We start from the raw sequence: 13,300 nt of genomic DNA on the forward strand, positions 1-13,300 counted from the left end.
TGAAACTGACTGTGGCCACGCCACACTTCCTTTCCACGGGCAGGTACGTGCCCGACGATCCATCGTGGAAGCGACCTCACCGCGATCGTGCGCGGCGGGGCCGGGTTGACGGCTCCCCACAGCGAGGAGCGACGCGTCCACTCGAAGCGCCGCATACCCCGCCTCGCAAAACTGAAGCAGCGCGTCGATGCAAACGCGAAATCACGCGGTCGACTGGCTCCACGGAAACCGCCTCGCCATCCTCAGCAACCAGATTCGTCGGTTGCCACACGGCTCCAAATGATCCCGGCGTGCGACGACCTAACCAGACTATGCGAATTCAAGCAGCACAATCGGGGCGGATCGCCCTCGACCTTCGAGATCGAAGATTGCGATCATGGGTCGAGGGCGGCGGTGCGGCCGTCGGCCGGCCGAGCAGGTCGTGCGGGCTGCCGCGGGACAGTCCTCCATCCAGTAGTCGACGTTGCTCGACAGAGAACCGCTGCTCAAATCCACGACTGAGCCATGCCCGGAGGTATCAGAGATTAGCCGGACCTGATCCGGTATTGACAAGCAGCACATTGTCGAGACCCTTGGGGACCCTATGAGCATCCGAAAGAACGCCAAGTTCCTGTCCGCTGTCGAGCGGGAGAACTTTGTCAGGGCCTGCGTGTTGATGAAGGCCGACATCGTCAATCCGGGCGCGCCGGCCGGCCAGCAGTACAGCCGCTGGGACGAGAACGTGGCGATTCACCAGATGATCCAGCTCGCGACCGCGCCGGGGGTGGCGTCGTCGGTCAACTTCGGCCACGGCGGCAGCGGCGCCTACGCGTTTTTCAGCTGGCATCGCTACTTCCTCTACCGGGTCGAGCAGCAGCTGGCGTCCTACGTGCCGGGTGTGACGATCCCGTACTGGGACTGGACCGACCCGGCCTCGATCATGACCCCGACGTTTCTCGGGCCGAACGGCGTAGCCGGGACAGGAAGGGTGACCAGCGGCTACTTCGCCGAGGACGCGCCCGGGACTGGGGCAAACCCGACGCCGGTCCCGGCCTGGTGGCCGGCCGGTCTCGTCGGCTGGCGTCTGCCGACGGCGTTCGGTGGAGGCGCCGGTGCGCTCCGCCGCAGCATTGGGGCCGTCGCGCAGCTTCCGAGTGCCACCGACCTGCGGCAGGCCCTGGCCAAACCGACCTATGCCGCGTTCCAGAACGCCGTGGAGAGCGGCGCCGGTCTGTCCAGCGGCAACCGGATGCACAACGACCTGCACGGGTGGGTCGGCGGCCCGTCCGGGCAGATGAGCTTTCCGGCCTACTCTCCGTTCGACCCGCTGTTCTACCTGCACCACTGCAACATCGACCGGCTGTGGGCGATGTGGCAGACCGACGGGCACGCGGACGTCTACCCGATCGCCGGCGGCGATCCGTACCACAACCGCGACGATGTGATGTATCCGTGGGTGGGCTCTCAGGCCGGCTTCGGCACCACCGCGGCGATCGCCAGCAGCATCCCGATGCCTGACTTCTCGGCCGAACCCGTCAGGCGCAACGTCGACACCCTCGACTACCGGGCGGCGTTCGGCTACGCCTACGACACGATTACCGTGATCGGCCTGGGGTTGGACCGTACCGGCTCGATGTTGCAGATGACGCCCGACCCGATGGACCTTGCCTTACCGCCGGTGACGAAGTGGGACGCGGCGAAGCGGGGTGTGTCGGCGTTCCTGCAGGACTGTGAAACGGTGCAGCAGAGCGGGATCACCTATGTCGTTGCCGGCTTGGAGACGTTCCGTGGGCTGGGCGCCAACGACTTCGCCCACGTTTTCCCGGCACCGGGCTACGGCCTGGTCAAGCCGGGCGGCGCGGTCAGCCGGGCCGGGTTTGACGCCGCCGTCGCGCCGATGACACCCGGCGGCGACACACCGCTCGCGGACGCTCTGCTCGATACCCGGAGCACGCTGTCGGAACCGCCGTTCGCCGCCCTGCCGGCCGATGAGCACCGCTACGTCGCCATGCTCACCGACGGCCTGCTGACCTCGGGCACACCGCTGGCCGCCGTGCCCGACGGTAGCCTGACCCGGACCGCCGTGTTCGCGATGGGCTTCGGCACCGGCGCCGATGTCGACTATGCGACGCTCGCCGCGCTGGTCGCCAAGGGCGAGGTGACGTTGCCGAGCCAGCAGGTGTTTCACGGCGAGAATGCCGGCACGATCGACAAGTTCTACACCAACGCCCTCGCCCGCGCGATCGGCTTCACGGCCGTGTTCGACCCGGTCGTCGAGTTGTTCGCCGGAGAGCACGCACACCTCACCTACGACACCACCACGGCCGAGGACGCATTCGTGCTGACCGCGCAAGGAATGGACTTCATCGACGAAAACTGGGGCTTCACGCTGCACGGACCGGGCGGGGAGATGGTTTACGGGTCCTCGATGACCGCTGACATGTCCGGCCACACCGGCCATGGCGGTGGTTGCGGCTGCTGTCCCGGGGTAGACGTGACGACCAGCCGCGCGGCCGGCAGGCTGTCGCTGGTGGTCCAACGCGGCCGCGCCTGCACGGACTGCTGGGTTGGGTCCTGGATGCTGATGGTCAGCTATCGGGCCCGGCTCGACGACGCGATGGTGATGCCGCTGGTCGGGGAACTGATCACCCCGGTCGCCGGCTGGCCCACCCGCGGTGCACGGTATGCCCGCGCGTTGCCGATCAAACGGCGTGGGACGGTGGCGACCCGCAACGTTGTGGTCAACGGTCCGGCACACCGGCTCGACACAATGCCGTTGGGCACGAACCGGTCCGACGGACCGTCCGGCACCGTGGTCGTCGGAGTCTACGCGCGGACTGCTATTGCTGCCGAGATCGTCGCCGACCCGATCGTCCACCTAGGCGACAAGCTGACCTTCACCGTCCAGCTGTCGGCGACGGTCGGCACCCTGGCGGTCGCGGGATCGCTCGGCCGTGCCGTCGGACCGCGCGTCGACGTCAGGCGCCTGTTCGACGAGGTCGGCGACAACGTTCCGGACTGGACCCGGGTGCCGCGGAGCCGCGACAAGGCCCGCGACCCCGCACTCGTACTCGGCTGGCTGGAGCAGAAAGACCCAGGCGTCGGAGCGGTGGTCGACCGCGAGGCTGTCATCGTGTCGCACGACGCAGGGCCGCTGCATAGTCACCTCGGTCCCGCGGAGGTGCCCGGCTGGACACACTACGGCGTGTATATCGAGGGCACCTACTGCGCCGACCACAGCGGACCCGGCCACGACGGTCACGACCACGACCAACACCAGCAACAGCAACAGGACAACGACGGGCCCGGCGGACACGACGACGACCAGTGCGGACCCGACTGCCACCTTGAGCGATTCTCCCGCATCCTCAACGCCTCGACCGCCGTCGTGCGCTAACCATTGAGCACCGGTCACCCAGTTACCGCCATCCGCAAACTAGGCCCCAGACCGGCTCCCCCGGCGTCCGCGGGGGCTGGGAGGGGGACTTCGCTTCGTGCGGAAGAAGCGTCGGTCTGCTGGGCCCCGTTCTGCAGAGCACCAGTGAAGCGGCGAGGTCATGCACCTACCGCGAGCGTGTCCGCAGTGAATCCCGACAGTTGCAGCCCGGAAGCGAGCAGCGGCGAAGGGGTGCTCCAGGGAGCCCCTTCTCCAGGGCGTGTTTGTCGTTTGGTCTCCGCCCGATATGCCCGCTCCGCGGGCAGTGAGAGCCAAGTAGGCCGCTCCCGCGGCCAAATCGCGCCCATGATCATTCCGTCAGAACAGGATCGGACCGTGATCGACTTCTCAGGCCGACCGCTCCGCAGGTCGGCGCGGGAACTGGCAGCCACCGATAACCCCACTCCCGGGCGGGGAATGCCTCCGCTCGGCGGCGGGGTCGGGGAGGCCACCCCACAATGGAAGAAGGTGCGGAGGCCGTCAGGCTCGCCGGCTGAGCCCGGCGAGGCGCTCCGGCTCGTCGGGCATTTCGGTCACGTCTCTCCACGTCAAGCGGTTGAACACCGTCACAGGCCCCTCGCCAGCCGCCGGCTCGAATTGAACCGTAAACCTGAGAGTGATGATGCCTCCGCGGGCGATAATCCGCCCAGGTGTGCCGACGGGGACGCGCACATCGCCGCGTTTGATGTCATGTGCCGCAACGACCCGGCTGTTCAGGCGTAGTGCCATCTCGGCTCCCGGGGCTTTGTGAAGACCTCAGTCTAGGGGTCGGCCAGTTGAGCCTGATGGTTGGCCGCGTCGATCAACCATGACGTCAGGATTCGACAGCCGTGGGGAGTCTGTAGATGATGACGACCACAGGGTTCGGCCGGATCGCCGCCCGCGCGGACGTCCGGCACACGGGGTCGGGGGCTGCCGATCGCGCAGCATCGGTGCTGAACATCGAATTCCCACCTCGCGTGATACGCCCAAGCCTGTTGGTGGAGACTCGGCTGTGCCAGGACCGGGCCTGGCGGCGCGGACTGGGGAGGCGTGGCGGCTGTCGCCAAACGACGGAGCACGACGACCAGGAACACCATCGGGCCGGGTCCAGGAGAATCGCAAGCTGATGCGTGCGCCCATACGGCGGCATACTTGGGTCACGACGATGAGGCGGCCGGCCGCCGGGTTCTCGAGAATCGGAACGTTCAAACAGGTGCACAGAACCCGGAGAGAGCACACCGGGCACGCTTGATCTGAACCCTTCGCGGTGCAGTAGACAGCAGCGTCCCGAATCGGGACGGCTCCTGGCCGCAGCCGGGCTGTAACCAGGAGTCGAACCGCCGCCAAAGGTTCCGTCCATATTGGACGCCGGCTCGCCCACCCGTTTCCATGTGAGCGGTCGTATGATTGGTGTGCTGTGGCTAGCAGCCGGCCTGGGGGCCAAGCCGCCGTTCACGTCCTTTCGCGGCTCGACGAGCATCCTGCTCACGCCCAGCACCTACTCGGATCGCCTGCTAGATCGGCTTTCCCATGACAAGCTCAGTCCTCATAGTTCCTGTGGGCCAAGACCCGCTTGGATCTGGCGTACCCGTCGCGCAGGACGCAGGCGTCAGCACTGGCCCACCCGCGGACCGGTCGGGCAGCTCGTTCACAGCGCTGACCCGCAATATCCAGGAGCTCGGCCTGATGCGACGCCGCTACAGCTACTACTGGACAAAGCTGATCGGTGCCATCGTCGTCCTGATCGCCTGGGTGGTGGGTTTCATCGTGATCGGCGACAGCTGGTGGCAACTCGCCAACGCTGCCGTCCTCGCCGTCGTAGCGACTCAGATTGCGTTCCTCGGCCATGACGCCGCCCACCGCCAGATGTTCAGGTCCGGCCGTTGGAACGACTGGGTGAGTCTGATCATCGCCAACCTGTTGGTAGGGATCAGCTACGGCTCACGGCAGAGCAAGCACAACCGCCACCACGCCAACCCCAACAAGGAAGGCGCCGACCCCGACATCGCGTTGACCGCGATCGCCATGACCCCCGCGATGGCCACCCGCCACCGAAGCCGACAGATGCGGTGGATCGTGGCCCATCAAGGCTGGTACTTCTTCCCCGTCCTGCTCCTCGAAGGAGCCTCGCTGCACTTCGACGGCATCCGTCGCGTGGTCGGTAGAGGCAGGGTTCAGCGACGCTGGGTGGAACTGACCTTCCTCACCGTCCGCCTTGGTGGGCTGGTGGCGCTGGTCTTTCTCGTCCTCCCACCGGAGAAAGCGGCGGCGTTCCTCGCCGTGGAGCTCGCCATGTTCGGCCTCTACATGGGTTCGTCATTCGCCCCCAACCACATCGGCATGCCGCTGGTGTCGCCGAAGTTGAAGCTGGACTTCCTCCGGCGTCAGGTGCTGATGAGCCGCAATATCAGTGGCGGCTGGCCGGTTTCGATCCTCATGGGCGGGTTGAACTATCAGATCGAGCACCATCTCTTCCCGTCAATGGCCCGGCCCCACCTACGCAAGGCACAGCCCCTGGTCTCTGCCTACTGCGCAGCCAACGGCGTCCCGTACACGCGGACCACCCTGTGGCAGGCCTACCGAACCGTCATCAGCTATCTGAACAGCGTCGGGCTCCACGGCAAGGACCCCTTCCTCTGCCCCCTCGTCGCGCAACGCCGCGCCCTGTAACCCAAGCATCCGTCACCACCACCCTGCCGGCAGTTCTGCCCGCCTGGCCGAGAACCGACCGACGCGAGCCCGGCGTCGGTGACGAAGACGACCACGGCCCGACCGCGGCCGTCATCCGGATTGTCGCCGGCGACCCCCCGAACCCGCACCACGACGAGGGCACGCACCGATCATTTGATCTTGGTCGTCGCGCCGCTCGCGCAGACCTCCGGCGGACAACCGGCCGAGTCGACCGACTCCGCCGCGACACGCGTCGCTGGGGCCGCCGGTCGGAGTAGACTGTAGCTACTTGCTCCCAGCAGCCTCCAACCCCGGACTCTCCCGAGGACCAGGTGGAATCGCGACAGTCATGTCCGTCTCAGAACTCGCTGCTCCTCCCAACGACCGTACCTCTCCGACCGCGGTGACGCTGCCGGCTCCGCGTCGGTCGAACACCCCGGTTGAGAAGCATCCCCTACGTCTCCAGCTGGCGGCCTCGATCGGCCGCGGCGCGTTGGATGGCGCATGGTGGCCGTACAGCCGCGACCTAGCAGTCGAGGCGGTCGCCCTGGTCGACCACTTTCCCGCCGGCTACGACCGAATCTGCCACATCGCCTACTCAACCCCGGACTGGGACGTGAGCCGCCGAAGACTCACCGCCACCAAAGGCTACGTCAGGCTCGGATCGTTCCCTCACGACGACACCCACCGCGTGATCTTGGTCGGAGTCTCGGCACACGCCGAGCAGATCCTCCAACTACTGGTAGTCCCCTTCGACTGCGACGCCAGGGCAGCCCGACACGCCATGCGAACCGCCGCCACCCCATCCAACTCCAAGTCCGCCACGACCATCCTGCTGGAGTCCCAAGATCAAGACCGGGCAGACCTGTTGCTGCACTGGGACGACGACGGCGGAACGGCTCCCTCTTCCGGCAACTGAGGATCAGTTCCTGCGCCGATGGGCGGCCAAGGCGAAGTTCGGAGTTCCTCGAGGCAGTAGCGACGGTCGACCGAGCCCCAACGGCCTCGCGAACCTGTCAAAGAAGCCTGGACGACGACGCCTTCGACGACGAGCGCTGACCCAGTCCCCGCGGAAGGCGCCGCGCGTCGCAGCGGAAAGCTGTGCCCGTTCGTCCGCGGCGTTCGGTAGGCTGAACGTGACGGCGTTGCCAGGCCCTCCCAACGCGACCGCCCCAGCTGCACATCCCCGCCCGGCGCGAGCGAGCCGACCCGCCGTACTTCGGCCGTGGAGCGCAGTCATGGAGGCTCCGGAAATGTCCAAGCACCACGTCAAGGAACGTCCACACCCCGAGCTCGACGTTGGTGCAGGAGTCCTCGACGCCGCGGCGGTAGTCGTCGGGCGTCCCGACCACACGGCCGGAGAGGCTGGAGCCGTTCGGTCGCGCATGCCGTGGCAAACCGAACCCACTGCCCGCTGATCGTCGTCCCGGCCTGACCCCTGAGTTGCAGGAGCTCCGCGCAGTGCTCGACGGAGTTCGGGCCGGGATCCTGAGGAAGGCTGCGGACTCAGCGAGGCTGATGCCCGTCGTAGTACCGTCGACTCTGGGACGAACGCTGCCGGCATTCTGCAGCACCTCACCTTCGTCGAGTCCTTGTGGTTCGAGGAGATCGCCGCCGGCGGCAAGGCGACAGGGTCCGCTCATGGAGGTCGATCCGTCGCTCTCGCTGCGGATGCTTCGGGCCTACAAGGAGGCCTACGGCCAGCAACCGAATATTTGAAGCGATCGGCGACCAAGACGCGCCGCTAACTCGAAGCGGCAAGATCAACAACCTGCGGTGGGTGCTGCTCGCGGCGATCGGGGAAACCCTTCGTCCTGCCGGCCAGGCCGACATCATTCGGGAGCAGATCGACGGACAGACGGGGCGGTGACCGTTCGTCCTGGCTGTCGGCGCTACCGTGCGTGTTGTGGCTGTGGCGTACCACAGCCAACGCCCTACATGTCGCGGCAGACCAGTCGGCCCGCGGCGGTCACTAGGGAGCCCCCACAGGGTCATGCTGCGAGTTTCCATGGCTCATCGTCGGGAAGAAGCTCCGAGCCGCCCGTCACACCGTCTTGACGTGGACTCCCCGCTCGACGCCTCAGGAGCCACCGGACGTGGCGTGCGGGGAGCGATGCGACAGCCTGGGGTCATGGTCGTGAGGACGACGCGTCTACCGACGCCCAAGTGCGACTTCTGTGCCGTGGTCTCCGCGAACGCCAGCAGCGAGCGTCCGAACAAGCTGAAGATGGCCTGGGGTCGTCGCCGCAGCAGCTCGTCGATGTGTTGATCGACCGTGAACTGACGGAGTCCCGCAACGGCCTGGTTGGTAAGCTTGCCGCAGGAGCCGCTGGACGTACTCCCAGTCGAGGCCGATCGGCTGTGCCCTGAGCGGGGAATGCACTGACCCTGTCGAAGGAGACCGCTGCGGGTAGTCGCCGGCCTGACCCAGGCGTGAGCCGAATCGAGCGGTCGTCCGCGCCGGTCCACTGCTCCATCAACCCTGGGATCAACCCAGGTCGGCGGCCCAGGCTGCAGCTCTGGTTCCACTCAGCTCCCGTGGAGCTTGCGTGCTCAGCAGCATGCTGATGCGCCCGAGCCACAGTGGAGTCCACTGGAATCACCCAGGTCCGTGATCCGCTGTGCCTCCTCGACCAGCTCGTAGACCGCCGCGAACGTGACGAGCCCGGTGCGGATCTCTTCGGCCGACGGTGCCGGCAGGAACCCAAGGGCGGCTTCCGGAGCCGGACGGGCCGGGACTTGGCGAGCCGAGCTTGTGTGACGATCCCGGCCTTGAGGTTCCAACCGTTGCCGACTGCATCGAACATGGTCCGAAGGCCAGCGCCGGTGGCCCGGACGACGTGGCGAGGTCGCCCTGGTGGATCCGGCGTCGCGAAGGCCGACAGGTCGAGCCGGCCGGGCGCCGCATGTCTGCGCGCACACACATTCAGGGCTGCCAGGCATGAGCCGGCAGGCCTTGGGAGGACTACCATGTTTTAAAAGGACACCTTGTGCGAGACGGTGCGCAGACCTTGAGCCAACCGCGCGCCAGGAGGGATGCAGCGATGTCCGTGATCAGGTTCTTCGAGCCCTTCCGTGACCCTGCCCGGGAGCTCGATCGGCTGATGTCGATCGCGGCAGGCGGGACGCGCGCACCCCTTGGGATGCCGCTGGACGTCTACCGTGACGATGATGGCAGCTACCATGTCGATCTCGACATGCCCGGCGTCGACCCAGCCAGCATCGAGGTGACCGTCGACTCCGGAGCCTTGACGATCCAGGCCGAGCGAGTACCTGGCTACGGTGAAGGGCAGCAGGTCATCGTTGCCGAGCGATCGCAAGGCTCGTTCGCCCGGCAGCTCTCACTCGGAGAGGGTGTGGACTCGGAGAACCTCACGGCCGCCTACACAGACGGCGTCTTGCACGTCACCATTCCCGCATCATCGCGGAGCCAGCCGCGCCGGATCGAGATTACCCACGCGGCGGCCGGTGGCCGCACCATTTCAGGGAGCGCCGTCGAACCGGGTGATGCGCCGACCCCCAGCGTGGGTGACGCCAGCTGACACCTGTCCTCACATCGTCGGCCAGCCATCCGCGTCGCGCCCCGTCGACGAACGACCTCGCGTATCGGTTCAACCGGCGATATCAAAGCCACTCATCAGTCGAGGGGCAACGGTCCTGTTCGGATAGCTCGGCGCGTGTCCGCGTGGCGCGACCTGCGCATCGTGGCTGGGGATGCCAGCTCGGCTTGCTCAGCAAGCAGGTGCGCAGCGTGACGTCTGCCGAGTCGTCAGCACCGATACTAGTGACCGACCAAGCACCCGCTGTCCGCATGCACCGAACTCAGCTACACCAATCGATGCGGCCGGCGCCACAGCGCAACGCGCGTACTATTGACCCACGCGGGTATCCGCATCATCGCTGGTGGCTGCCCGCCCAGGCTCGAGGAGCACAACGCCGATGGGTGCCGTCCCCTCTGTCTCGTATTCGATCACCGTCCGTCTGCAGGTCCCAGCCGGCGGCGGCATGGTTTCCCACCTGGCGACGGTGGTAGAGCGGGCCGGCGGGCTGGTCACCGCGTTGGATGTGACGGCGTCGGGTCACGAGCGGTTGCAGATCGACGTGACGTGCGCGGCCCGGGACACCGATCATGCGGAGCGGCTCGCGCAGGCCATGGCGGCGGTGCCCGGGGTGGCAATCGGGAAGGTGTCCGATCGGACGTTCCTGATGCACCTCGGCGGCAAGATCGAGATGAACAGCAAGCACCCGATCCGCACCCGTGACGACCTGTCGATGATCTACACCCCTGGGGTTGCCCGGGTCTGTCTGGCCATCGTCAAGAATCCCGAAGACGTGCGACGGCTGACAGTGAAACGGAACAGCATCGCGGTGATCACCGACGGATCAGCTGTGCTCGGGCTCGGCAACATCGGGCCGCAGGCTGCACTGCCGGTGATGGAGGGCAAGGCGGCGCTTTTCAAGCGGTTCGCCGGGATCGATGCCTGGCCGCTGTGCCTGGACACCCAGGACGTGGATGAGATCGTTGCGGTAGTGAAGGCCGTCGCGCCCGGCTTCGCCGGGATCAACCTGGAGGACATCTCCGCGCCACGCTGTTTCGAGGTGGAGCGGCGGCTCCGGGAGCTGCTGGACATCCCGGTATTCCACGACGACCAGCACGGCACGGCGATCGTGGTGCTGGCCGCGCTGTACAACGCGTTGCGGGTGGTGGACAAGGACATCGAGACCGTGCGGATCGTGATGTCGGGGGCCGGGGCGGCCGGCACCGCGATCATCAAGCTGTTAATGGCGGCCGGCGTCCAGCACGTGGTGGTCGCCGACATCGACGGCGTGGTGCATCGCGGCCGGGACGGGCTGACCGGCGAACTGGCCTGGCTGGCGCACAACACCAACCACCCGGGCTTCACCGGGTCGCTGAAGAACGCGGTGATCGGCGCCGACGTGTTCATCGGCGTGTCGGCGCCCGGCGTGCTGTCCGGGGATGACGTCGCGAAGATGGCGGACCGGGCGATCGTGTTCGCGCTCGCCAACCCGGAGCCGGAGGTGGACCCGGCCGAGGCGCTCGAGCACGCGGAAGTGGTCGCCACCGGACGGTCGGACTTCCCGAACCAGATCAACAACGTGCTCGCGTTCCCCGGTGTCTTCCGCGGACTGCTGGACGCCCAATCGGCGGAGATCACCTCGACCATGCTCCTCGCCGCCGCTCGCGCGCTTGCATCGATAGTCACCGACGGCGAGCTGAACGCCACCTACATCATCCCCAGCGTGTTCAACCCCGACGTGCACCAAACCGTGGCCACCGCCGTCCGACGAGCGGCCGGCGGCCCGCACGACCGCCCGAGGCTCGGCGACGACGACGTCAGTGTCTGAGCGCATCATGAACAGTGACGCCGTCATCCTCATCCTGAGCGCCGTTCAACGGGTAGGTTGAAGGCAGGTACCTCTGAGCTGCGTCCTTCCGAGGGTACCTGGCGGTAGTCAGACCTGCTGCCTTGGTGGCAGCGCCAACCGGTATGGCGTGCGATTCGGATAAGGGGCGATCCCCCGCTCGACTCCACGTTAGATCGGAGACGCGAGGCTCGGGGTGTCAGGCGGGTCTTGCGTCCCTACGTCGCGACCGGCCCCGCTCAAAAGGGGCGCGGCCACACACTACCCGTCGTCCCCAACTCTCAGGTTCGAGGGCGCTGCGTGGTGCCTTCGACGACGGCCAGATCGAGACAGATCAGCTGGGTGGAGATGCCGGGCGGCCACTCCTCGCCGAGATCAACCGCCGCCGCCAGGCTGGACTGATGATCGGGCACGAAGCCGACCCCGCGGACCACGACCTCGGTGCGGAGGTGGGTCCTGGCACACACCCAGCTCACACTCAACGTGATCCGGCGCCCGGGCGCGTACTGGCGGATCTCGTTGTACTCGGGTAAGCGAACACCACCCGGTCGTCGGTGACCGCGTAGCTGACCACCACGGCCCTGGGTCCGCGACCGGTGGCCCAACCGTCCCTGCCTGCGCTCGCCAAGCCAGGAACGACATTCAACCTCGGCGAGTCGACGATCCGTCGGCGTCGGATGGACAGACGAACGACCTACCGCTCGACCGTCGCGTTCTGTGCGTCAGGTTGTCGTCAGGGTTTGACGGGCGAGGGATGGAGCCGGATTCGGGTGATAGATACGACCTTGCTTCCCTGGTGATCTTGAAAGTCGTGAAACTCTTGGAGGAGTTCGATGAGATCGCGGACGTGGTGGCAGTGGGGACGCCCCGTCGCGCTGCCTCTAGACCGAGCCGATACGGCGCCCACCAACGGGTCGGTGAGTGATCGTGAACGAGACTCCACGAAGCCAGGCGGCTCGCTCCCTGTGCTGCTCGACAACATGTTCAGGCCATTGCGGTGACGCCATCGTTCGATGAACGCGAGGTGGTCCCCGACCACACCGAGCGAAACGATTGGAGGCTTGGCGTGTTCAGCAGCCGTGGCGTGGACCAGATCTGGAGGCCAGCGTACCGAGCAACTGGAGCATCGGTCCCGGCGAGTTGTTGTTCGGGCCGACCTCCCGCACCTGAACCTGCGCATGGTCGGCATAGCGCGCCACCTGATTGTCGAGCATCACCGGCCTCGATCGCCCGGCTCAAGGGCCGAGTCCGGGGTGGTGGTGGATGAAGACGTCACCGGGTGATCTGTTTCGGTCACTTTAGGCGGTGAGTGCGGCGGGTGTCATGGCCTCGCTTTCGTCGGTGTCGTTGGTGATCTTGGTGAGTCGGCTTTGGCGAGGATGTCGAGTCCGAGGTAGCGGCGTCCTTCGGCCCACTCATCGTGTTGCTCGGCGAGGACGGCGCCCACCAGGCGGATGATCGCGCCGCGATCGGGAAAGATCCCGACTACGTCGGTGCGGCGCCGGATCTCCCGGTTCAACCGCTCGTTGGGGTTGTTCGACCAGATCTGACGCCACAGGTCCTTCGGGTAGGCGGTGAACGCCAGAATCTCGGTCCGGGCGTCCTCGAGATGGGCGGCGACCTGGGGAAGCTTGTCGGCGAGGGCGTCGACGATCCGGTCGAACTGCGCATGCACCGCCTCAGCATCGGGCTGGTCGTAGACCGAATGCAGCAACGCCTTCACCCAGCCCCAGGAAGACTTCGGGGTGACCTGCATCAGGTTCGCCGCATAGTGGGTGTTATGCCGACGTCGGCATAACACCCATTATGCCGATCTGATGGTTATGCCGACGTGGTCGCGGGATCGCT

Annotated in this window: 8 protein-coding genes and 2 pseudogenes; 7 read left to right on the forward strand and 3 right to left on the reverse strand. The window is 66.6% G+C overall.

All coding sequences use genetic code 11. From position 1 onward, the window contains the following. Positions 1 to 583: 583 nt before the first annotated feature. The 7 genes and pseudogenes from ABD747_RS22500 (at position 584) to ABD747_RS22525 (ending at position 11,434) form a co-directional block, all read left to right on the forward strand. Positions 584 to 3,376, forward strand: a complete 2,793-nt coding sequence (locus ABD747_RS22500) for a tyrosinase family protein (protein ID WP_344808876.1) — start codon at positions 584 to 586, stop codon at positions 3,374 to 3,376. Between the two features lie 1,707 nt (positions 3,377 to 5,083). After that, the gene (locus tag ABD747_RS22505; RefSeq protein ID WP_344808878.1) at positions 5,084 to 6,067 is read left to right on the forward strand and encodes a fatty acid desaturase family protein; all 984 of its coding nucleotides are present in this window, start codon (positions 5,084 to 5,086) and stop codon (positions 6,065 to 6,067) included. 403 nt (positions 6,068 to 6,470) lie between these two features. Continuing rightward, positions 6,471 to 6,986: a DUF5994 family protein gene (locus ABD747_RS22510; RefSeq protein ID WP_344808880.1), complete on the forward strand. Its 516-nt coding sequence runs from the start codon at positions 6,471 to 6,473 to the stop codon at positions 6,984 to 6,986. Positions 6,987 to 7,581: 595 nt separating this feature from the next. Next, positions 7,582 to 7,815 (forward strand): annotated as a pseudogene (locus ABD747_RS26790) (mycothiol transferase); the annotation flags it as partial. Beyond that, positions 7,791 to 7,937, forward strand: coding sequence for a mycothiol transferase (locus tag ABD747_RS26795; protein WP_425562572.1), 147 nt, complete (start codon positions 7,791 to 7,793; stop codon positions 7,935 to 7,937). The pseudogene ABD747_RS26790 and the gene ABD747_RS26795, both read left to right, overlap by 25 nt. Before the next feature lie 1,174 nt (positions 7,938 to 9,111). Next, positions 9,112 to 9,609, forward strand: a complete 498-nt coding sequence (locus ABD747_RS22520) for an Hsp20/alpha crystallin family protein (protein ID WP_344808884.1) — start codon at positions 9,112 to 9,114, stop codon at positions 9,607 to 9,609. A 397-nt stretch (positions 9,610 to 10,006) separates the two neighbouring features. Next, complete coding sequence (locus ABD747_RS22525) at positions 10,007 to 11,434, forward strand: NAD-dependent malic enzyme (RefSeq protein WP_344808886.1); 1,428 nt, start codon at positions 10,007 to 10,009, stop codon at positions 11,432 to 11,434. Positions 11,435 to 11,733: 299 nt separating this feature from the next. On the opposite strand, the gene ABD747_RS22530 is transcribed toward ABD747_RS22525, so the two are convergent. The 3 genes and pseudogenes from ABD747_RS22530 to ABD747_RS22540 form a co-directional block, all read right to left on the reverse strand. After that, complete coding sequence (locus ABD747_RS22530; protein WP_344808888.1) at positions 11,734 to 11,919, reverse strand: hypothetical protein; 186 nt, start codon at positions 11,917 to 11,919, stop codon at positions 11,734 to 11,736. A gap of 603 nt (positions 11,920 to 12,522) precedes the next feature. Beyond that, on the reverse strand, positions 12,523 to 12,666 hold the full coding sequence (locus ABD747_RS22535) for a hypothetical protein (RefSeq protein ID WP_344808890.1): 144 nt from the start codon (positions 12,664 to 12,666) through the stop codon (positions 12,523 to 12,525). An 84-nt stretch (positions 12,667 to 12,750) separates the two neighbouring features. After that, positions 12,751 to 13,256 (reverse strand): annotated as a pseudogene (locus tag ABD747_RS22540) (transposase); the annotation flags it as partial. Positions 13,257 to 13,300: the final 44 nt, after the last annotated feature.

Source organism: Microlunatus ginsengisoli, assembly GCF_039537205.1.
In the GTDB taxonomy this organism is placed as follows: Bacteria; Actinomycetota; Actinomycetes; order Propionibacteriales; family Propionibacteriaceae; genus Microlunatus; species Microlunatus ginsengisoli.

Excerpts from the sequence above, each read along its gene's own strand:
- ABD747_RS22520 (WP_344808884.1), top strand. The coding sequence starts at position 9,112 with ATGTCCGTGATCAGGTTCTTCGAGCCCTTCCGTGACCCTGCCCGGGAG.
- ABD747_RS22525 (WP_344808886.1), top strand. The coding sequence starts at position 10,007 with ATGGGTGCCGTCCCCTCTGTCTCGTATTCGATCACCGTCCGTCTGCAG.
- ABD747_RS22500 (WP_344808876.1), top strand. The coding sequence starts at position 584 with ATGAGCATCCGAAAGAACGCCAAGTTCCTGTCCGCTGTCGAGCGGGAG.
- ABD747_RS22505 (WP_344808878.1), top strand. The coding sequence starts at position 5,084 with ATGCGACGCCGCTACAGCTACTACTGGACAAAGCTGATCGGTGCCATC.
- ABD747_RS22535 (WP_344808890.1), bottom strand. The coding sequence starts at position 12,666 with ATGCTCGACAATCAGGTGGCGCGCTATGCCGACCATGCGCAGGTTCAG.